This is a genomic window from Pseudonocardia sp. NPDC049154, assembly GCF_040648315.1.
Lineage (GTDB): Bacteria > Actinomycetota > Actinomycetes > Mycobacteriales > Pseudonocardiaceae > Pseudonocardia.
Map to the genome: position 1 here is coordinate 11,024 of NZ_JBEZDN010000069.1, position 20,419 is coordinate 31,442.

At 74.9% G+C, this 20,419-nt stretch carries 18 protein-coding genes; 12 read left to right on the forward strand and 6 right to left on the reverse strand.

The features are described 5' to 3' along the window. The first annotated feature begins 94 nt into the window (after nucleotides 1–94). The 12 genes from AB0B41_RS27110 (at nucleotide 95) to AB0B41_RS27165 (ending at nucleotide 14,671) form a co-directional block, all read left to right on the forward strand. A complete protein-coding gene (locus tag AB0B41_RS27110; RefSeq protein WP_358208156.1) occupies nucleotides 95–1,678 on the forward strand; it encodes an ABC transporter substrate-binding protein in 1,584 nt (527 codons plus the stop codon). Further along, nucleotides 1,675–3,201: an ABC transporter substrate-binding protein gene (locus AB0B41_RS27115; RefSeq protein ID WP_358208158.1), complete on the forward strand. Its 1,527-nt coding sequence runs from the start codon at nucleotides 1,675–1,677 to the stop codon at nucleotides 3,199–3,201. Before AB0B41_RS27110 ends, AB0B41_RS27115 begins: the two co-directional genes overlap by 4 nt. Continuing rightward, entirely contained in the window at nucleotides 3,198–4,754 is a 1,557-nt protein-coding gene (locus AB0B41_RS27120; RefSeq protein WP_358208160.1) for an ABC transporter substrate-binding protein, read from the forward strand. The genes AB0B41_RS27115 and AB0B41_RS27120 overlap by 4 nt, the downstream gene beginning before the upstream one ends. Then, a complete protein-coding gene (locus AB0B41_RS27125; protein ID WP_358208162.1) occupies nucleotides 4,751–6,307 on the forward strand; it encodes an ABC transporter substrate-binding protein in 1,557 nt (518 codons plus the stop codon). The genes AB0B41_RS27120 and AB0B41_RS27125 overlap by 4 nt, the downstream gene beginning before the upstream one ends. Nucleotides 6,308–6,408: 101 nt before the next feature. Next, nucleotides 6,409–6,990 (forward strand): TetR/AcrR family transcriptional regulator, encoded by a 582-nt coding sequence (locus AB0B41_RS27130; RefSeq protein ID WP_358208164.1) that lies wholly within the window; start codon nucleotides 6,409–6,411, stop codon nucleotides 6,988–6,990. A gap of 153 nt (nucleotides 6,991–7,143) precedes the next feature. After that, nucleotides 7,144–7,548 carry a hypothetical protein gene (locus AB0B41_RS27135; protein WP_358208166.1) on the forward strand — a complete coding sequence of 135 codons (405 nt, stop codon included), beginning with the start codon at nucleotides 7,144–7,146 and terminating at the stop codon, nucleotides 7,546–7,548. Then, entirely contained in the window at nucleotides 7,545–8,987 is a 1,443-nt protein-coding gene (locus AB0B41_RS27140; protein ID WP_358208168.1) for an APC family permease, read from the forward strand. The genes AB0B41_RS27135 and AB0B41_RS27140 overlap by 4 nt, the downstream gene beginning before the upstream one ends. Next, nucleotides 8,984–10,207 carry an acyl-CoA dehydrogenase family protein gene (locus AB0B41_RS27145; protein ID WP_358208170.1) on the forward strand — a complete coding sequence of 408 codons (1,224 nt, stop codon included), beginning with the start codon at nucleotides 8,984–8,986 and terminating at the stop codon, nucleotides 10,205–10,207. Before AB0B41_RS27140 ends, AB0B41_RS27145 begins: the two co-directional genes overlap by 4 nt. A gap of 2 nt (nucleotides 10,208–10,209) precedes the next feature. Beyond that, a complete protein-coding gene (locus AB0B41_RS27150; protein WP_358208172.1) occupies nucleotides 10,210–11,133 on the forward strand; it encodes an alpha/beta hydrolase in 924 nt (307 codons plus the stop codon). Next, nucleotides 11,130–12,209: a Glu/Leu/Phe/Val dehydrogenase dimerization domain-containing protein gene (locus AB0B41_RS27155; protein ID WP_358208174.1), complete on the forward strand. Its 1,080-nt coding sequence runs from the start codon at nucleotides 11,130–11,132 to the stop codon at nucleotides 12,207–12,209. The genes AB0B41_RS27150 and AB0B41_RS27155 overlap by 4 nt, the downstream gene beginning before the upstream one ends. Nucleotides 12,210–12,241: 32 nt before the next feature. Next, nucleotides 12,242–13,963 carry a gamma-glutamyltransferase gene (locus AB0B41_RS27160; protein WP_358208210.1) on the forward strand — a complete coding sequence of 574 codons (1,722 nt, stop codon included), beginning with the start codon at nucleotides 12,242–12,244 and terminating at the stop codon, nucleotides 13,961–13,963. A gap of 24 nt (nucleotides 13,964–13,987) precedes the next feature. After that, the gene (locus AB0B41_RS27165; protein WP_358208176.1) at nucleotides 13,988–14,671 is read left to right on the forward strand and encodes a GntR family transcriptional regulator; all 684 of its coding nucleotides are present in this window, start codon (nucleotides 13,988–13,990) and stop codon (nucleotides 14,669–14,671) included. A 55-nt stretch (nucleotides 14,672–14,726) separates the two neighbouring features. Here AB0B41_RS27165 and AB0B41_RS27170 read toward each other — a convergent pair whose 3' ends face one another. The 6 genes from AB0B41_RS27170 to AB0B41_RS27195 all read right to left on the reverse strand — a co-directional run bounded on the left by AB0B41_RS27170 (nucleotide 14,727) and on the right by AB0B41_RS27195 (nucleotide 20,384). Next, a complete protein-coding gene (locus AB0B41_RS27170) occupies nucleotides 14,727–15,344 on the reverse strand; it encodes a GNAT family N-acetyltransferase (protein WP_358208178.1) in 618 nt (205 codons plus the stop codon). 88 nt (nucleotides 15,345–15,432) lie between these two features. Next, nucleotides 15,433–15,669 carry a hypothetical protein gene (locus AB0B41_RS27175; protein ID WP_358208180.1) on the reverse strand — a complete coding sequence of 79 codons (237 nt, stop codon included), beginning with the start codon at nucleotides 15,667–15,669 and terminating at the stop codon, nucleotides 15,433–15,435. Between the two features lie 245 nt (nucleotides 15,670–15,914). After that, nucleotides 15,915–16,964 (reverse strand): phosphotransferase family protein, encoded by a 1,050-nt coding sequence (locus tag AB0B41_RS27180; protein ID WP_358208182.1) that lies wholly within the window; start codon nucleotides 16,962–16,964, stop codon nucleotides 15,915–15,917. Then, the gene (locus AB0B41_RS27185; RefSeq protein WP_358208184.1) at nucleotides 16,961–17,752 is read right to left on the reverse strand and encodes an enoyl-CoA hydratase/isomerase family protein; all 792 of its coding nucleotides are present in this window, start codon (nucleotides 17,750–17,752) and stop codon (nucleotides 16,961–16,963) included. Before AB0B41_RS27185 ends, AB0B41_RS27180 begins: the two co-directional genes overlap by 4 nt. Next, complete coding sequence (locus AB0B41_RS27190) at nucleotides 17,749–19,425, reverse strand: class I adenylate-forming enzyme family protein (protein ID WP_358208186.1); 1,677 nt, start codon at nucleotides 19,423–19,425, stop codon at nucleotides 17,749–17,751. The genes AB0B41_RS27185 and AB0B41_RS27190 overlap by 4 nt, the downstream gene beginning before the upstream one ends. Then, nucleotides 19,422–20,384 carry an SMP-30/gluconolactonase/LRE family protein gene (locus AB0B41_RS27195; RefSeq protein WP_358208188.1) on the reverse strand — a complete coding sequence of 321 codons (963 nt, stop codon included), beginning with the start codon at nucleotides 20,382–20,384 and terminating at the stop codon, nucleotides 19,422–19,424. The genes AB0B41_RS27190 and AB0B41_RS27195 overlap by 4 nt, the downstream gene beginning before the upstream one ends. Nucleotides 20,385–20,419 lie beyond the last annotated feature (35 nt).

The following is a 20,419-nucleotide window of genomic DNA, read 5'->3' on the forward strand; positions in this document are numbered from 1 at the left end:
CGTGCTCAGAATGGCGCCACGCCGGCACGTCCCCGGCGATCCCTCGTATTCTTGCGTCCCGCATCGTCGCGGGCCTGGAGAAGGTGGACCGCCCATGCCGATCCGTCGTGTCCCGGCACTGTTCACGGCCCTGCTCACCGCGCTGCTCGCCGTCGCCCTGGCCGGCTGCGCCCCGATCTCCCCCGCCGGCAGCTCCGGCGGCGCCTCCCAGGCGCCGGTCGCCCGGGAGGACCTCGATCCCGAGGCCACCATCCGCTACGCCGACGCCGTGGGCCCCAGCCGGTTCGACCCGCACCGCTCCACGAACGGGCAGGACATCCGCTACCTCGCCCCCGTCTACGACCGGCTCGTGCACCTGTCCTCGAACGGCGACCCGATCCCGGGGCTGGCGACGGCCTGGGAGTGGCAGGACGACGGCCTCGCGCTGCGGATGACGTTGCGAGAGAACGTCCGCTTCCACGACGGCGCGCCGTTCGACGCCGCCGCGGTCAAGGCCAACATCGAGCGGGAGAAGACCGTCGAGGGCTCGTCGGTGGCGGCGGACCTCGCGAGCGTGACCTCGGTCGAGACGCCGGACCCGAACACGGTGCTGCTGCGGCTGGCGCAGCGCAACAGCATGCTGCTCGGCCTGCTGTCCCACCGCGCGGGCGCGATGGTGAGCCCCACGGCGTTCGACAACCCCGATCTCGACCTCGCCCCGGTCGGCACCGGTATGTACAAGGTGACCTCGTACCGGCCCAACGACGTGATCGTCTACGAGCGCAACCCCGACTACTGGAACCCCGACGTCGTCGGCGCGAAGCGCATCGAGCTGCGCATCCTGCCGGACGACGTGACCCGGATGAACGCGCTGCGGACCGGCGAGGTCGACGTCGCGCTGCTGTCCGGCCGGCTGGCCGGCGAGGCGAGCGGGCTGCCGGGCATGACGGTGCACCGCGACACCACGCTGACCTACCTGGTGCTGTACCTGAACCGGGCCCGCTCCGAGTTCGGCGACCCCAAGGTGCGCCAGGCCCTCAACTACGCGGTGAACCGCCAGGCGATCGCGCAGGGCATCTACTTCGGCGCCGCGCAGCCGACCGTGCAGCCCTTCCCGCCGGACTACTACGCCTACAACCCCGCCTACCCCGGCGACTTCTACCCGCACGACCCGGCGAAGGCCCGGCAGCTGCTCGCCGAGGCCGGCCTGCCGAACGGGTTCGAGTTCGAGATGCTGGTGACCGCGCTGTCGACCTACACCCAGGCCGGCGAGGCGATCCAGCAGATGCTGGCCGAGGTCGGGATCAAGGCGAACATCCGCAACGTCGAGGCGGCGCAGACCGCGGACGTCTACTACCGCCAGCAGCAGGGCGACGCCCTGGTCTCGCAGTGGGGCGGCCGGCCGGACCCGTCGATGACCATCGACCTGCAGTTCACCTCCACCGGGTTCTCCAACCCCGGCCGCGTCACCACCCCGCGGCTCGAGGAGCTGCAGCGCACCGCCCTCGACACCCTCGACCCCGACAAGCGCCGCGACACCATCCACCAGGAGGTCGGCGAGCTCGTCGACCAGGCCTTCCAGGTGCCGATCGTGCTCGACGAGTCGGTCATCGCGACCAACGCGAAGATCGCCGGCTTCGAGCTGCTGGTGACCGGCCAGGTCGACTTCCAGAAGCTGGCCGTGAGGAAGCAGCAGTGAAGCGCAGGACGTTCCTCGGCCTCGTCCCGGTCGCGGGGCTCGTCACGGTCGCCGGCTGCGCCCCGATCCCGTCCTCGGGCACGGCGGCCCAGGGCCCGCCGGGCGTCTTCCGGTACGCCTACGAGCTCACACCGAGCCGGCTGGACCCGCACCGGGCCTCGATCAGCCAGGACGGGGTCACCCTGTTCCCGGCCTACGACCGGCTGGTGCACCAGTCCCCCGTCGGCGAGCCGGAACCTGGCCTGGCCCGGGCGTGGGCCTGGGAGGACCCGCTCGCGCTGCGCCTGGACCTGCGGCCCGGGGTGACGTTCCACGACGGGACGCCGTTCGACGCCGCCGCGGTGAAGGCCAACATCGAGCGGGCGAAGACGGTCCAGGGCTCGGCGGTGCGGACCGAGCTGGATCCGATCGCCTCGGTCGAGGTCCGCGACCCGCTGACGGCGGTGCTGCGGCTGTCGTACCCGTCGGCGTCGCTGCCCGCCGTGCTGTCCGACCGGGCCGGGGCGATGGTGAGCCCGAAGGCCCTCGCCGACGGCGTCGACCTCGACGCCGTCGCGGTCGGGGCGGGCATGTACCGGATGGTCGAGCACAATCGTGGGCAGATCACCCGCTTCGAGCGGCACCCCGGGTACTGGGACCCCGCGGCGGCCGCGACGGAGAAGCTGGAGATCCACCACATCGCCGATGCCGCCACCCGGCTCAACGCCGTGCGCACCGGCGTCGTCGACGCGTGCCGGGTGCCGCCCGCCCTGCTCGACCAGGCGAAACAGACCGGGCTCGAGGTCAGCACGGCCGGCTCGCTGAACTTCAACTACTTCGTGCTCAACCGCGCCCGCTCCGCCTTCGGCGACCTGCGGGTGCGGCGCGCGCTCAACCATGCCCTCGATCGGGAGGCGATCCGGCAGGGCGTCTACCGCGGGCTGGCCACGGTCTCGGCGCAGCCCTTCGTCCCGGGCTACTGGGCCTACGACCCCGACCTCGGCGACGACGCCATCCGGTTCGACCCCGACCTCGCCCGCCGGCTGCTGGCCGAGGCCGGGGTCGGTGAGGGGCTGCGGTTCTCGACGGTGATCCCGACCGGCTCGGACTACCAGCCGCTGGCCGAGGCCATCCAGGCCCAGCTCGCCGCCGTCGGCGTCACGATGGAGATCTCGCCGGCCGCGCCGGACACCATGGGGGACCTGATGTTCGTGCAGGAGCGGTACGACGCCATGCTCGCCTCCTGGGGCCCGCGGGCGGACCCGTCGATGACCGTCGCCACCCGGTACACCGCGAACGGCTTCGGCAACCCGGGCGGGCAGACCACGCCCCGGCTGGAGGAGCTGCACAAGCAGGCGCTCGCGACGACCGACCCGGCCGCGCGGTCCGCCGTGATGCACGACCTGGTCGACGAGGTGGTCGACCAGGTCCTGGAGATCCCCGTGGTGTTCCCCGAGGACGTCGTGGTGCAGTCGCAGCGGGTCGTCGGGCTCGTGCCGCGGCTGATGCACCGGCCCGAGTTCCGCGGGGTGACGGTCCGATGAGGATGCTCCGCGCCGTCCGGGTCGTCACCGCGGCCCTGCTGCTCGTCCTCGTGGCGGCCTGCGCCCCGATCCCCACCTCCGGCGGCGGGGCCGAGCAGGCCTCCGGGCCGGCCGACCCGAACGCGATCCTGCGGTGGGCCAACGCCGTGGGGCTCAGCCGGTTCGACCCGCACCGGGCCAGCTCCAGCAACGACAACACCCACCTCTTCCTCACCTACGACCGGCTCGTGCACACCGACGCGGACGGCCGCGCCGTGCCCGGGCTCGCCACCGCCTGGGAGTTCGGCCCGGACGGGACCACGATGGACATGACCCTGCGGCAGGGCGTCACGTTCCACGACGGCACCCCGTTCGACGCGGCGGCGGTGAAGGCCAACATCGAACGCGCCAAGACCGTGACCGGGAGCGCCGTCGCGCCCGAGCTGCGGCCGGTGCGCTCCGTGGAGGTGCTCGCCCCGGACCGGGTCCGGTTCGTGCTCACCGCGCCCACGGCGTCGCTGCCCCTGGTGCTCTCCGACCGGGCCGGCGCGATGATCAGCCCGGGCGCCTTCGACAACCCGGACCTGGACCAGAACCCGGTCGGCGCCGGTATGTTCCGGGTCACCGCCTACCAGCCCGGGGCGCGGATCGAGTACCGCGCGGCGCAGAACTACTGGGACCCCGCGGCGGTGCGCGTCGCCGGCATCGACATGCCGATCTACACCGACTCCGTGACCCGGCTCAACGCCCTGCGCGGCGGGCAGATCGACGGGGCCGTGCTGTCGCCGGAGCAGGTCGCCGAGGCGCAGGCGTCGGGCGTCCGCGTGGAGCCGGGCCGGACCAGCAACTTCTGGTACTTCCAGCCGAACCGGACCCGGTCGGCGTTCGGCGACGTCCGCGTGCGGCGGGCGATCTGGCACGCGATCAACCGGCAGGCGCTGGTCGACGTCCTCGCCCGTGGCTACGGCGAGCTGGCCGCCCAGCCGCTGCCGGAGTGGAGCCCGGGCCACGACCCGTCGATCGGCCCCGACCCGTACCCGTACGACCCCGCGAGGGCGCGGCAGCTGCTGGCCGAGGCCGGGCTGCCGACGGGCTTCACGTTCGAAGCGCTCGTCGCGACCAGCCCGGACGTGCAGCGGGTGGCGGAGGCCATCCAGGCCGACCTCGCCGCCGTCGGGATCACGATGACGAGCCGGGTCCTCGAGGGCGCGCAGATCACCGACGAGTTCTTCGTGCGCAAGCAGGGCGACCTCCTGCTCGGCCCGGGCGGCGGCCGCCCGGACCCGGCCCAGACGACCGGGCTGCGGTACCTGCCGGACGGCTTCAACAACCCCGGCGGCCACACCACGCCGGAGATGCAACGCCTGCAGGAGACCGTGCTGCGCACCGTCGACCCGGCCGCCCGCGCCGACGCCCTGCACGCCCAGATGCGCGAGTTCGTCGACCAGGCCTTCGAGGTGATCCTCTACTACGCGACGCCGCCGGTGGCGTTGTCGCCGCAGGTCCTGGACTTCCACCCCGGTCTCGCCGACCGGCCGGAGTTCCGCGGGGTGGCCAAGGCGGCGGCCCAGTGACGGCCCGGCTGTCCCGGCGGTCGGTGCTGGCTGGCGCCGTCGCGCTGCCGCTGCTGGCCGCCTGCGCCCCGATCGGCTCCTCGGGTGCCTCGCGGCCCGCCGCGGGCCCCGCCGATCCCGCCGCCGTGTTCCGCTACGCCAACACCATCGGGGTGAGCCGCTTCGACCCCCACCGCGCCTCGTCGAGCACGGACAACACGCTGCTGTTCCTCACCTACGACCGGCTCGTGCACACCGACACCGAGGGCCGGGCCGTCCCGGGGCTCGCGACGGCCTGGCGCCCCACGGACGACGGGCGCACGCTCGAGCTGGACCTGCGCGAGGGCGTGCGCTTCCACGACGGCACGCCCTTCGACTCCGCCGCGGTGCGGGCCAACATCGAGCGCGCCAAGACCGTGCAGGCCTCCGCGGTCCGGGCCGAGCTCGCGAGCATCGCCGCGGTCGAGGTCGACGGGCCGCTCCGGGTCCGGCTGCGGCTCACCGCCCCCAACGCCGCCCTGCCGTTGATCCTCTCCGACCGGGCGGGCGCCATGGTCAGCCCGGCGGCGTTCGACAACCCCGACCTGGACCAGGCGCCGGTGGGCGCCGGCATGTACCGGGTGACCGCCTACCGCCCGGGGGCGAGCGTCACCTACCGGCCCGCCGAGGGCTACTGGGACCCCGGCGCCGTGCGGGTGGCCGGGATCGACATGCTGATCTACACCGACGCGGTGACCAGGCTCAACGCGCTGCGCACCGGCGAGATCGACGCCACCGTCCTGTCCCCCGACCAGGTCGCCGAGGCGCAGGCCGCCGGCGTCGCCGTGGCCGCGGGCCGCACGAACAACTTCTACTACCTGCAACCCAACCGGGCGCGGCCGTTCTTCGCGGACGTCCGGGTGCGCCGCGCCCTGTGGCACGCGGTGGATCGGCAGTCCCTCGTCGACGGGCTCGCCCGCGGCTTCGGCGTGATCGCCGCCCAGCCGGTGCCGGCCTGGAGCTTCGCGCACTCGCCGGACGTCGGGCCGGACCCGTACCCCTACGACCCGGCGCTGGCCCGGCGGCTGCTCGCGGAGGCGGGCTACCCGGACGGCTTCAGCTTCGAGGTCTTCGCGTCCGCGGGCAGCGACCAGGGCAAGCACGCCGAGGCGCTGCAGGACTTCTACGCCGCGGTCGGGATCGACATGCGCATCCGCATCATGGACAGCGCGCAGATCGCGGACGTCTTCTTCGTGCGCGAGGAGGGCGACGGCCTGCCGTCCGTGGGCGGCGGCCGGGCCGACCCCGCCCAGACGACCGCCCTGCGCTACACCGCCGACGGCTTCAACAACCCCGGCGGCGCGGCCCCGCCCGAGTTCGAACGGCTGCAGGCGGAGGTCGTCGCGGCGAGCGACGAGGCGACCCGGGCCGCGGCCTTCCACCGGATGATGAACGCGGTCGTCGAGCAGGCCCTCGAGGTCGTCCTCTACTTCCCCACGCCACCGATCGCGACGGGCCCGCTCGTGCTGGACTACCACCCGTTCCTCGCCGACCGGCCGGAGTTCCGCGGGGTCACCAAGGCCGCCGCCTCCTGATCCGGCGCGCAGAGCCCCTTCCGATCATCGCGTCGGGACGGTACCGTCTCGTCCACACCCGGACGGAACGGTACCGTCCCGTCCTCATCGGGAGGTGGCCCGTGAAGCGCACACCCACCGGCGCGGCGGTGCTGCAGCCGGAGAAGACGGCCTCGATCACCGAGGCCGTGCTCGCCGAGCTCGCCGAGGCCGGCTACGGGCGACTCTCGATGGAGGCGGTGGCCCGGCGTGCCGGCGTCGGGAAGAGCGCGCTGTACCGGCGCTGGCCGGGCAAGGCGGAGATGGTCACCGCCGCCCTCTCCGAACTGAGCGTCCCGGCGGTGCCGACGCCGGACACGGGCACGCTGCGCGGCGATCTCGGCGTGCTCGTCGAGGCGATGCACGCCTGGCTCACCCACCCGCTCATCGCGCGGATCCTGCCCGACGTCAGCTCGGAGGCCGTCCGCAACGCGGACCTCGCCGAGGCGCTGCGGCGCACCGTGGGCGACCCCCGCCGCGACATGGCGAGATCGGTGCTCGAGCGGGCCGCGGCCCGGGGCGAGCTGGCCCTGGACGTGGAGATGGCGCTCGACCTGGTGGGCGCACCCCTCTACTGGCGCCTCTCGGTCCGGCACGTGCCGCTGACGCCCGGCTACCTCGACGCGCTCACGGACGCCCTCGTCCGCGCCGTGTCCCGCCCCTGACCCCGACGTCGCACTCCTGATCGGACCGTCCGATCAGGACCCGAGAAGTCACGCCACCGTTACCCGCGCCCGTTGACGCAGGCGAACCACCGACACCACACTCGATCCGCAGATTGGATCCAATCTGCTCCTAATTGCATTCACGGAGGACGCATGACCACCCGCACGGACGTCCCCACCGCCCCCGGGGACACGCTGATCTTCGAGAACGACCGGGTCCGTATCTGGTCGATGACCCTCGAGCCCGGGGGCATGTTCGACTTCCACCAGCACCACCACGACCACGTCGTGCTCTGGCCCGACGCGGGCGACGCGCAGGCACAGGAGCTCGGTGATCCCGACTGGGGCCTGGTGCAGCACGCCGAGCCCGGCTTCGTCCTCTACCGCACGGTCGGCCGGGCCCGGCCGCTGCCGCCGCACCGCATCCGCAACCTCGGCGGCGAGCGGGTCACGCACTACGTCGTCGAGCTGCTGGAGCCCTCGCCGTCGGAGGAGACCGAGCCCTGGGTGTTCAACGACCGCGGCCGGATCGGCCGGGCCGACGGGTCCGCGCTGTGACCGCGCCGGAGGCCGCCGGACCGGTCGGCCTGCCCGCCGCCGACGCCGCCGACACCCCCGCCGCCCGGGCGGGAGCGTTGCGCCGCAACGCCATCGGCGTCCCGGGCATGATCTTCATGGTGGTCGCGGCGACGGCCCCGCTGACCGCGCTCTCGTCGAACATCTCGCTGAGCCTCGGCTTCGGCACCGGCGCCTCGACGGTCCTGCTGCTCGTCCTCGTCGGGCTCGTGCTGGCCGTGTTCGCCGCGGGCTACGTCGTGCTCAGCCGCTACGTCACCAGCGCCGGCGCCTACCAGGCCTTCGTGGAGTTCGGGCTCGGCAGGCGGGCGGGAGCGGCGACGGCCTTCGTCGCCACCCTGGCCTACACGATCGCCGCCGCGGGCATGGTCGCCGCGACGGGCTACTTCGCCGCCCTCACCTGGTCCCCGCTGACCGGCGCCGACGTCCCGTGGTGGGCCTTCGCCGCGGTGGCGCTGGTGGTCACCTACGGGCTGGGCGTGCGCGGGGTGGAGATCGCGCAGCACGTCACCACCGGGATCTCGGTGCTGCAGTTCGCGATCATCGGTGCGCTGGCGGTCGCCATCCTGGTCGGCAACCCCGGCGGATGGTCGGTTCCCGTGCTCTCGCCCACCGCCGCCTTCGGGCCCGGCCTCGCGATGACGCTCGTGTTCTGCCTGCTCTGCTTCGGCGGCTTCGAGGCCACCGCCGCCTACGGCGAGGAGGCGCGGGCCCCGCGGCGCAGCATCGCGGTGGCGACCTACGCCGCGCTCGGGATCCTCGTGGTGGTCTTCGCCCTCGGCACCTGGACCCTGGCCGCCGCGTTCGACGACGTCCGGGCGGTCGCCGCCGAGGACCCCGGCGCGCTCGTCGTCACCGCCGCGGACCGCTACCTCGGCGGCTGGTCCGGGCCGGTGCTGAGCGGGCTGGTGACGATCAGCTTCCTCGCCGCCGCCGTCGCGTTCCACAACCTGGCCAGCCGGTACCTCTTCGCGCTCGGTCGGTCCGGGTTGCTGCCCCGGTCCCTGGCCGCGGTGCACCACCGGCACGACACGCCGTTCGTCGGCTGCCGGACGCAGGCCGTGGTCGCGATGCTGCTGCTGGTCCCGTTCGCCGTGGTGGGCGCGGACCCGATCGTGAACCTCTTCCCGGCGCTGTCCGGGATCACCTCGCTGGCCCTGGTGGCGATGATGATCGGCTGCTGCGTGAGCCTGATCGTGGCCGCCCTGCGCGGCCGGGTCGGCGAGACGCGGTGGGCCACGGTCGTCGCACCCGGTGTGGCCGGGGCGGTCCTCGCCGCGGTCCTCGTGCTGATCGTCGGCCACTACGCCGAGGTCACCGGCAGCGACGCCCTCGTCGTCGCCCTGATGCCCCTCTCCCTGGTCGTCGTCGCCGCGTACGGCGTCGTCGCCGCCACCCTCAGTCGGAAGGACGAGTCATGACCACCGAACTGCTGCCCACCCGGTCCCTGCCGGCCACCCGGCGCGAGGTGGTCGAGCGGGCCCGCGCCCTGCGGCCGCTCCTCGCGGAGTCCGGTCCGGAGATCGACGCCGGCGGCGCGGACCCGACCGCCGCGCTCGCCCTGCTCGGCGACGCCGGGCTGCACCGGATCAACGTGCCCGTCGAGTTCGGCGGCCTGTGGGACGGGCCCGCGTTCGGCGGATGGCGCGAGCTGATCGAGGCGCAGATCGAGATCTGCGCGGGGGACGGCTCCACCGGCCAGTGCTGGAGCACCACCACCCTGGTCGCGCGCGAGCTCTTCACCTCCGACGAGCTGCCGGCCGCGACCAGGCAGCAGCTGGCCGACGAGCTGCTGCACGAGGGACGCCGGTTCGTGGCCTCGAACGCCGAGACCGGCGGGACCGGACGGGTCGTCGGTCGGCGGGTGCCGGGCGGCGTGGTCGTCTCCGGCACCAAGACCTTCAACACCAACAGCGGCGGGGGCGGCCGCGACATCGCCAGCGTGAGCTTCGCGCTGGTCGGCGACGACGGGGTCGTGGAGACGGCGCCGCGCTGGCACGCGCTGGTCCGGCTGGACGATCCCGCGCTCGAGCTGCTCGGCGACTGGGACAACATGGGCCAGCGCGGCACCGTCAGCCAGACCATCCGCTACCGCGACGTGTTCGTGCCCGACGGCTGGCACTTCCGTGCGCACGTCGCCGACCCGTACTTCTTCGGCGCCGTGATGCTGATGCACGGCGCCCTGCTGCAGGGCATCGGGGAGGGCGGGTTCGCCGCGGCCGTCGCCTACGTGCAGGAGCTGAACCGGCCGAGCATGCCCCGGTTCGGCACCGCGGCCGAGGACCCGCTGATGCACCGGCAGCTCGGCGAGATGTCGAGCGAGCTCGCGGCAGCCCGGGCGCTGCTGCTCTCCGTGGCCGACGAGCTGGAGGCCCCCGAGCTCGTCACCCGCCCCGAGGAGATGGCCATCAAGGGGTTCCGCGCCAAGGTCGCGAGCACCCGGGCCGGGCTCGACGTCACCGCCCGGATCCACGACCTCACCGGGGCCCGCAGCACCGCGAACCGCTACCGCCTGGACCGCTTCTGGCGCAACGCCCGCACCTTCGGCAGCCACGACTCGATCGACGCCAAGAACGCGTTCGTCGGGGCGTTCGAGCTGGCCGGCGCGCTGCCGGCGATCCCCGACTACATCCGGGTGTGACCGTGCACCCGTCGGAGATCCTGCCGGTGCCGGACTACGCGGCCCTGGTCCCGGCGCCCTTCCTCGACCCGCCGGAGGTACGGGTCCTGCCCGGCGCGCGCAGCCGGCTCGGGATCCCCTACGCGGTCCCGCCCGGCTGGCGCGCGCTGCGGCTGGACCTGCACCTGCCCGACGGGCCGGGACCGCACCCCGTGGTCGTCTACGCGCACGGCGGGAGCTGGCTGGGCGGGATGCCGGGGCACGGACCCTGGCACACCCTGCCCGCACGAGGCATCGCCGTCGCCTCGGTCGGCTACCGGCTGGCCGGCGAGGTGCCCTTCCCGGAGCCGGTAGAGGACGTCCGGGCCGCCGTCCGGTGGACGCGCGCGCACGGCGTCCGGTACGGGCTCGACCCCGACCGGGTCGCCGGCTGGGGCAGCTCGGCCGGCGCCTACCTGATGACGATGGCGTCCCTGTCCGGCGAGCGTCCGCTCGGCCGACCGGTGGGCGACGGGCGCGGCGCGGCCGGCCTCACCGCCGTCGTCGACCACTACGGGCCTGCCGACCTCGGCCGGCTGCTCGACGACGCCCATGGGCCGACGCCCGAGGGGCAGGCCGCCACCGCCGCCGTCGTCGCCCGGTTCCTCGGCCGCGAGCCCGACGGCGCCGACGACCCGGCGAACCCGCTGCGGCTCGCCGGTCCGGGCTCGCCACCGTTCCTGATCGTGCACGGGGACGCGGACCACCGCGTCGGCCTCGCCCAGAGCCGTTGGCTGCACGCGGGCCTCCGGGCGGCCGGCGTCGAGGCCGAGCTCGCCGTGCTGCCCGGGGCGGACCACGCCGACCCCGCCTTCTTCGCCGCACCCGAGACCGACCGGGTCGTCGGCTTCCTGTCCGCCGTGTGGGACCGAGTCGCGGTCCCCGTCCCCACCGGGAGCACCTCGTGACCGTCACGTCCCTCGACCCCCACCCGTTGCCGCCGTGGCCGGGCGAGCTCACCTCGTTGCGCGTCGACGAGCCGTCCGGGACCTGGTCGGTGATCGCCGTGCACTCCACCCGCCGCGGACCGGCGGTCGGCGGCACCCGGGCGATGACGTACCCGTCGCTGCGCGAGGCGGTCGCCGACGCACGCCGCCTCGCCGACGCGATGACCGCGAAGGTGGCCGTGGCCGGCCTGCCGATGGGCGGGGGCAAGTCGGTGTTGGCCCTGCCGGCCCCGCGGCACCGGCTCGACGACGCCACCTGGCGGCGGGCGCTGGAGGCGCACGGCCGGCACATCGAGCTGCTCCACGGCACGTACTGGACCGGGCCGGACATCGGCACCGGCTCCGCCGACATGGACGAGCTGCGGCAGCACACCACCTACGCCTTCGGCCGCGCGGAGACCGCGGGCGGTTCGGGGTCGAGCGCCGAGGCCACGGCGGTCGGCGTGGTCGCCGCGGTCCGCGCCGCCGTGCGGGAGGCCGGTCGTCCGGGCCTCGCCGGTCTGCGGATCCTGGTGCAGGGGCTCGGCGCCGTCGGGCTGCGGGTGGCCGAGCTGGTGGTCGCGGCGGGGGCTCGGCTGCTCGTCGCCGACGTCGACCCGGCGCGGGTCGCGGCGGCCGCCGGGCTCGCGGGCGCGGTGGAGGTCGTGGCGCCCGAGGCGGTCACCCGCACGCCGTGCGACGTCCTCGTGCCCGGTGCCGTCGGCGGGCTGATCGACCTCGGGGTGGCCCGGGAGCTGCCCTGCAGGATCGTGGTCGGCGCGGCCAACAACGTGCTGGCCGACCCCGCCGCCGCGGACGTGCTCGCCGCCCGCGGGGTCGTCGTCGCGCCGGACTTCGTGGCCAACGCGGGCGGGGCGATCCACCTCGTCGGCCGCGAGGTGCTCGGCTGGTCCGCCGCCCAGGTCCTCGCCCGGGCCGCGGCGATCGAGGACACCCTCGCGGAGGTCTTCGCCGACGCCCGGGCCCGCGGAATCGGCAGCGTCCGGGCCGCGCTCGACCGCGCCGAGCGGTCGCTCGCGACGGAGCCCGCCGCGTGACCACGCGTCCGACCCTGCGCGGCCGGTTCGGGATGTCGGCCTCCACGCACTGGCTCGCGACCGGCGCCGCCCAGTCCGTCCTCGAACGGGGTGGCACGGCCGTCGACGCGGCGACGGCCGCGGCGTTCGTCCTCCACGTCGTCGAGCCGCATCTCAACGGCCCGGGCGGAGATCTCGTCGCGCTCGTCGCGCCCGCCGGCGGCGCCCCGTTCGTCCTGTGCGGGCAGGGCCCGGCACCCGCCGGCGCGACCCGCGAGCACTTCGCCGCGGAGGGCCTCGACCACGTCCCCGGGGCCGGGGCGCTCGCCGCGGCAGTGCCGGGCGCCGTCGTGGCCTGGCTCCGGCTGCTGGCCGAGCACGGCACCTGGGAGCTCGCCGACGTGCTGCAGTACGCCCTCGACCTGGCCGAGCACGGCTACCCGGTGGTGCCGCGGCTGGCCACGACGATCGGGGCCGTCGAGGACCTGTTCCGGGAGCACTGGCCCACGTCCGCCGAGCTCTGGTTCCCGGAGGGCCGGGTACCGGAGGCCGGCTCGACGCACACCAACCCGGCGTACGCCGCCACCTTGCGCGGGCTGCTGGCCGCGGGCCGGACGGCCCCGGATCGGCGCGGTCGCATCGACCTCGCCCGCCGCGCCTGGCAGGAGGGCACGGTGGCGCAGGCCCTCGAGGAGTTCGCGGCGAAGCCGCACCGGCACTCCGACGGCCGCGACCACGCCGGCGTCCTGCGCGCCGCCGACCTGGCCGCGTTCCGGGCGACGACCGAGGAGCCCGTGTGCCGGGACTTCCGCGGCACCACGGTGGCGAAGGCGGGGCCGTGGAGCCAGGGACCGGTGCTGCTGCAGGCGCTGGGGATCCTCGACCACGTCGGCGACGACCGGCTGGACCCGGCGACGGCCGAGGGCGCGCACACGATCGTCGAGACGCTCAAGCTCGCGCTGGCCGACCGCGAGGCGCACTACGGCGCCGCCGCCGACCCGGCTCTCCTCGACCGGCTGCTCGACCCCGGCCACGCCCGGACCCGCGCGGCGCTGATCGGCACGACCGCCGCGCGCGAGCTCCGGCCGAGCCGGCTCGACGGGGAGCCGTTCCTCCCGCCGCTGCGCGCCGACGGCGCCGCGGCGGCGGGCACGGGCGAGCCGACCGTCGCCCGCGACGGGGAGACGCGGGGCGACACGTGCCACGTCGACGTCGTCGACCGGTGGGGGACGATGGTGTCCGCGACCCCCTCGGGTGGCTGGCTGCAGTCCTCCCCCACCGTCCCCGAGCTGGGCTTCTGCCTCGGCACCCGGCTGCAGATGTCCTGGCTGGACCCGCGCTCGCCGTCGCGGCTGGAGCCGGGCCGGCGTCCGCGCACCACGCTCAGCCCGACCCTCCTGCTGCGCGACGGCGCGCCGGTCGCCGCGCTGGGCACGCCCGGCGGGGACCAGCAGGACCAGTGGCAGCTGCTGTACCTGGTGCACACGCTCGTCGGCGGACGCCCGCCGCAGGAGGCCATCGACGCGCCCGCCTTCCACACCACCGCCGTCCCCGGATCGTTCTGGCCGCGGACCTGGACGCCGGCCGGGCTGGTCGCCGAGGAGCGGCTCGGACCGGAGGTGCTCGCGGACCTGCGCAGGCGCGAGCACGCGGTCACCGTGTCCGGGCCGTGGACCCTCGGGCGGCTCTCGGTCGTCACGCGCGACCCGGCGACCGGCGAGCTCGGGGCGGCGGCGAACCCGCGCGGGGCGCAGGGCTACGCGGCCGGGCGGTGAACGGCCGGCGGTTACGATCGCGCCGTGGCCGCCCGGGGTTCCGCCGACGTCGCCTCCGTGCGGGACATCGTCGACCGCCTCCGGGAGCGGATCGGCAGCGGCGAGATCCCGATCGGGGACTGGATCCGGCAGGAGCAGGTGGCCCGGGAGTACGGGGTCAGCCGGACCCCGGTCCGCGAGGCCCTGCGCCAGCTCGAGGCCCTCGGCGTCGTCGAGATGGTGGCGCACCGGGGCGCGCGCGTGACGTTGCCGTCCACCCGGGACATCGCGGAGGCCCTCGAGATCCGCGGGGTGCTGGAGGGGCACGCCGCCCAGCTCGCCGCGGACCGGATCACGCAGGCCCAGCTCGACGTCCTGACCGGGACGGACGGGACCTTCCGCCGGGTCGTCGCGCTGGCCCGCGACCCCGGCGCGCAGGACGAGGCCCGCGAGCTCTGGTACCGGACGAACACGCTGTTCCACGCGACGGTCGTCGAGGCGGCGGGCAACCGGCAGCTCACCGCCAGCCTCGACGCCCTGCACCACCGGCTGCCGCGCAACCTCACGTGGACCGGCCTCTCCGGCGACCCGCGCCTGCTCAGCCGCAACGCCGACGACCACGCCGCGATCGCCGCCGCGATCGGCGAGGGCGCGGGCGAACGGGCGCGCCTGCTCACGCTGGAGCACGCCCGGCGCGCCGCGGAGATGATCCTGGTCCGGCGGGCCTGAGGCGGTGAGCGGCGCGCTCGTTCAGCGGTGTGAACGAGAGCGCCGTTCGTCCGGGTCAGCGGGGGTCGCGCCACATCGGCCAGAGCGGGGGGCTGTCGTCGACGGAGATCGGGGTGCCGGCGACGAAGCCGTGCCGCTCGTAGAGGGCCTTGCTGCGGGTGCTGGTGGCCTCCAGGTAGACCCGGTGCCCGGCGCGGTCGGCGCGGGCGAGGACGGGCGCCATCGTCGCGCCGCCGACGCCGCGGCCCTGCCGCTCCGGCTGCACGCCGAGGAACCACAGGTACTCGTGCGGCTCGTGCGGGTGGTGCTGCTCGGAGAGCGCCATCAGCGCGAACAGCCGCTCTACGTCGTCGCCGGCCCGCTCGGCCAGCGCCGCGCCCAGGGCCTCGCCCTCCGCCTCGGACATCGGGGGGCTGCCGTGCGGCACCCAGAGGGCGGCCCCCTCGATCTCGCCGGAGGACTCCGCCGCCCAGGTGTCGTCGTGCCGCGCGAGCACCTCGACGATGCGGTCGAAGAAGAACTGCGTCCGGTCCACCCGCTCCGCCGGGTCCGGGTGGATCCAGGCGAAGAGCGGATCGTCCCGGAAGGCCGCGGCGAGGGTCGCGGCCACGGCCACGTGCTCACCCTCGGCGGTCCTGCGGACGTGGACGGTGTCGGGCTGGACGGTCGTCATCGGGTCTCCCCGGGCTCGGTGACTGGGTCGCGACGAGGGTCCATGCGGGCGGTGTCAGGCTCCTGTCGGCCCGCTGTCGGTCTGGGTGTCAGCCGACGCGGCGCACGCTCGTCCCGGGGCGGGCGTACTCGTGGAAGAGCACGTCGAGGTGGTCGGCGAGGGACTCCGCGAGCGCCTCCGGCGGGATCCGCACGTCCTCGGCGGGGCGCCGGCGGCCCTCGCCCACGTAGGTGGCGACCCAGCGCCCGTCCCGCCGCTCGACCTCGATCACGGCGCGGCCGTACATGTCGAAGCGCAGCCGCTGCCCGTCCTCGGCGATGCCCATGCGCCCAGTCTCGGACCGGGACCGCGACGAGCGCGACCATCAGCAGCCCGACGTAGGCGACGGCGTGGACGCGGTGGGGCACGTGCGGCAGCAGCCGGCGGGCGACCGCGATGGTCGGCAGCGAGTCGGGCCGCCGCGTCGCCGAGATCGCCGCCGACCTCGGCTACGCCGGGCCGGGCGCCTTCACCACGATGTTCACGCAGCTCCTCGGCGCACCGCCCAGCGCCTTCCGGGACCGCGGCCCGTCAGCCCAGCCCGGCCGCCACCAGTGCCTCCTTGGCGGACTCGCCGAGCAGCCGGCCGGTGGCGACGCGGGCCCGGACCTGGTCCGCGTAGCCGTCGTCGGCCATCACGCCCGCGAGATAACGGGCCTGCACGCCAGCGAGGATGCATGCCGAGCGCCAGCGGTTGAAGGCGATCCAGTACGGCAGGTTCGACACGTCCCGGCCGGTGGTCCGGGCGTAGCGGTCGACCAGCTCGTCCCGGGTCGGGAAGCCGGGGACCGTGGTGGGCCCGGGATCGGCGCCCTCGGGCAGCTCGTCGCCGGGTTCCTGCCACAGCGAGACCAGGTAACCGAGGTCGGCCATCGGGTCGCCGAGGGTGGACAGCTCCCAGTCGAAGACCGCCCGGACCGTCCCGTCGGGGCCGAAGGTCATGTTCCCGGGCCGGAAGTCGCCGTGCACGATGCCGCGGGACTGCGGCGGCACGTGCGCGGCGAGGGCGGCGTGGATCTCGTCGAGCAGCGCCAGCTCGGCGCCCTCGACCCCGGAGTTGCGGATCTGCTGGTGCCACCGCGCGAGCTGCCGTTCGGCGTACCCCTTGCGCGAGCCCTCCAGGCCCACCTCGGCCGGGTCGAGCGCGTGCAGCGCCGCCAGCACCTCGACGACGTGCTCCCCCGCGCGGGCGCGGGCGGCGGGTGCGAGGAACTCCGCGGCGGCCGGGTCGGCGAGGACCGTGCCCTCCACGAAGTCCATGACGTAGAACTCCGCGCCGGTGACCGCCAGGTCGGCGCAGTAGGCGCGGGGCGGGGCCACCGGGACGGCGGTCGGCGCCATCGCCGAGACGAACCGCCACTCGCGGCTCATGTCGTGCGCGGTGCTGAGCACACCCCCGAGGGGTGGGCGGCGCAGCGCGTAGGCGTGCCCCGCGGCGTCGTCGATCCGGTAGGTGAGGTTGGACCGACCGCCCGCGACCAGGGTGAACCGCGCCGGCGAGGCGAAACCCTCGACCTGGCCGGCCAACCACGCCTCGACGGCCGGCGCGTCCAGGCCGGCCAGGGTGCTCGTCGTCGTCATCGCCCCACGTACCTCGGCTCCCGCTTCTCCAGGAAGGACCGCACGCCCTCGCGGTGGTCCTCGGTGGCGAACAGCTCACCGAGCCGCGTGCTCACCCAGCGGCCCAGATCGGTCCAGTCCGGGTCGAGCGCCTCCCGCAACCCGGCCTTGAGCGCGCCGACGGCCAGCGGCGGGTTCGCCGCGATCCGCCCGGCCAGCTCCAGGGCGGTGGGCAGCAGCTGCTCGTCGTCGACGACGCGGCCGACCAGCCCGATCCGGCCGGCCTCCTCGGCGTCGATGATCTCGCCGGTGAACAGCAGCTCGGCCGCCTTCTCCCGGCCGACGAGCTGGGCGAGCCGCGCGATGCCGGCGACGTCGCTGCACAGCCCGCGCTTGACGAACAGCTCGCCGAACTTCGCCCGCCGCGCCGCGACCCGGAAGTCCGCCATCAGCGCCAGCTCCATGCCCCAGCCGACCGCGGCGCCGTTGACCGCGGCGATCACCGGGACGTTCGACGTGAGCAGCGCTCCGGCCGCGGGGGTGAGCCGCGGCGCGGGCCGGGGCGGACGCTTCTCCGGGTCGCCCCCGCCCATCAGCTCGCGGACGTCGTCGCCCGAGCAGAAGGACCGGCCCTCGCCGGTGATCACCAGGACCCGGGCGGTCGTGGTGCGGACGAGGTCCTCCAGCTCGTCGTACGTCCTGCGACGCAGGGCGTTGTGCACCTCCGGCCGGGCGATCGTGAGCACGCCGACGTGCCCGTCCTCCTCGTACCGGATGTCGGTGAGCGCCGTCCCCGGGCTCGCGGTCATGCCTGCACCTCCGTGCGCAGCTCGCGCTTCAGGACCTTGCCGCTGGGTGTGCGCGGCAGCGGCTCCGCGCGGAACACGACGTGCTCGGGCACCTTGAACTCGGCCAGCCGCTCGCGGACGTGCTGCTGCAGCTCCGCGGCGGTGACGTCGGTGCGGGTGTTCACCACGGCCACGGCCTGCTCGCCGAGCCGCTCGTGCGGGATGCCGACGATCGCCACGTCGGCCACCGCCGGGTGCTCGAACAGCGCGGCCTCGACCTCCGCGCAGTAGATGTTCTCGCCGCCGCGGATGACGACGTCCTTCATCCGGTCCACGACGTACACCCAGCCGTCGCGGAAGAACCCCAGGTCACCGGTGTGGAACCAGCCGTCGGTGAAGGCGGCGGCCGTGCCCTCCGGGTTGTTCCAGTACCCGCGCACCACGTTCGGCCCGCGGAACCAGAGCTCGCCCACCCCCTCCGGCTCGGCGTCCTCGCCGGTCGCGGGGTCGACCACGCGGATGTCGGCGCCCGGCGCGAGCCGGCCGACGCTGTCCGGGTGGGTCACGTAGTCCTGCCCGGTGTTGGAGACGACGGCGCTGGTGGTCTCGGTGAGCCCGTAGCCGTTGGCCGGGGACACCACCGAGGCGAACTGGGTGTCGATCAGCCCGATGAGGTCCGGCGGGATCGGCGCCCCGCCCATGCTGAGCGCGGCCAGCGTCTGCAGCCCGCCGCCCTCGCGCGCGGCCTGCTCGACCAGCTGCCGCCCGACCGTCGGCACCCCCGACACGCCCGTGAGCGCTTCGCGACGGACCAGCTCGAGCGCCTCGACGGGGTCCCAGCGGTACTGCGTGACGAGCTTCCCGCCGGTCAGCGGGGTGTAGGTCAGGCTGGTGATCCCGGCGATGTGGAACAGCGGGAACGTGCACAGCGCGCCCGGCTGCGGCGCCGCCGGATCCGGGTCCGGCGGGGTCCCGCCGTTGGCGATCGTCGCCGCGACCCGGGCGCCGAGCAGCGTGTTGAGGATGTTCGTGCAGTGGTTGCGGTGCGTCCCGACCGCGCCCTTCGGCTTCCCGGTGGTGCCGGAGGTGTAGAGGATCGTGGCGTCGTCGTCCGGGGAGATCGTGACGTCCGGCAGCGCGGCGTCCCGGTCCAGGGCGGCCAGGACCTCGGCCCACGGCCGGCCCCTGCCCTCCCCCCGCACCTCGATCATCGGGAGGTCGATGCCCTCGAGGATCGCCGACCGCTCGCCGTCGGCGACCACGAGCCGGGCCTCGCAGTTGCCGAGGGCGTAGCGCAGCTCGGGTCCGGTCCACCAGGCGTTGAGCGGCACGAACACCAGCCCGGACACCACGCAGGCGTAGAACCAGGGCGCCCACTCCGGGTAGTTCCGCATCGTGACGGCGACCCGGTCGCCCCGGCGCAGCCCGTACTCGTCGTGCAGCAGGCGGGCCAGCCCGGCGACGGTCCCGGCGTGCTCGGCGTAGGTGACGTGCTCGTCCCGGTACACCGTGAACACCCGGTCGCCCCAGGTCCGGCCGATCTCGAACAGCTCCCGCAGGGTGTGGGGGCCGCGCTCGTAGACCCGCCACGGGATCCCGCGGACCTCGGTGTCGACCAGCGCGAACTCGGCCCCGGGCGCGGTGAGGGCGGCGGTGGGCTCGGCCCGCACGCTCCCGCCCGACGTGATCGTCATGCCCGGAACGCCAGGTCGAGGCCGGGGTGGGGCCAGTCCGTCGCGTACAGCTTCCCGCGCCCGGAGGAGGTGATGTAGGCGGTGCGGGAGTCGGCGCCGGCGAAGCAGATGTTCGTGACGAACGGGTCCGGCTCGGGCACCGGCACCTGCTGCTCGAGCGTGCCGTCCGGGCGGATGACGCTCACCGCGCCGGTGACCAGGGTGGCGACGCAGACGTTGCCGGCGCCGTCGACGGCCAGGGAGTCGAGCAGCTGGTAGCCGGGGAAGCCGTGCAGCAGGTGCGCCCCACCCGGTCCGCGCGGCGGGCCGCCGGCCGGGCCCAGGCGCGCCGGGCCGAGGACCTCCCACTCCCAGACCCGCCCGGTCTGGGTCTCGGCGACGTAGAGCCGGGATCCGTCCGGGGACAGCCCGACCCCGTTCGGCGTCATGAGCGGGTGCACGACCTCGGTGATCGACGACCCGTCCGGCAGCGCGTAGCAGAGCCGCCCGACGTCCATCTCCCGGCCGCGGTTCTTGCCGAGGTCGGTGAACCAGAAGCCGCCCGCGGAGTCGAAGACGATGTCGTTGGGCCCGCGCAGCGGCCGCCCGTCGACCTCGGTGTAGAGGTCCTTCACCTCGCCGTCGAGCGTGACGCGCTGGATGCGGCCGCCGCTGTAGTCCGCCGGCTGGTGCCCGGGCGCGACGATGCCCTCCGGCCGGTCGTGCCACTCGAAGCCGCCGTTGTTGCACACGTAGATCGCCCCGTCGGGACCGACGGCGGCGCCGTTGGGGCCGCCGCCCAGCTCGGCGACGACGTCGACCGACCCGTCCGGCCACACCCGCGAGAGCGTGCCCCGACGGATCTCCACGAGCACCACCGAGCCGTCCGCGAGGGCGATCGGCCCCTCCGGGAAGCGCAGCCCGGAGGCCACCTCGCGGAGCACGGGAGCGGGGTCGGCGGTGGGGTCGACGCTGACCATGCGGTTCTCCTTCCGACGCTGGAAGACGGGAGCGG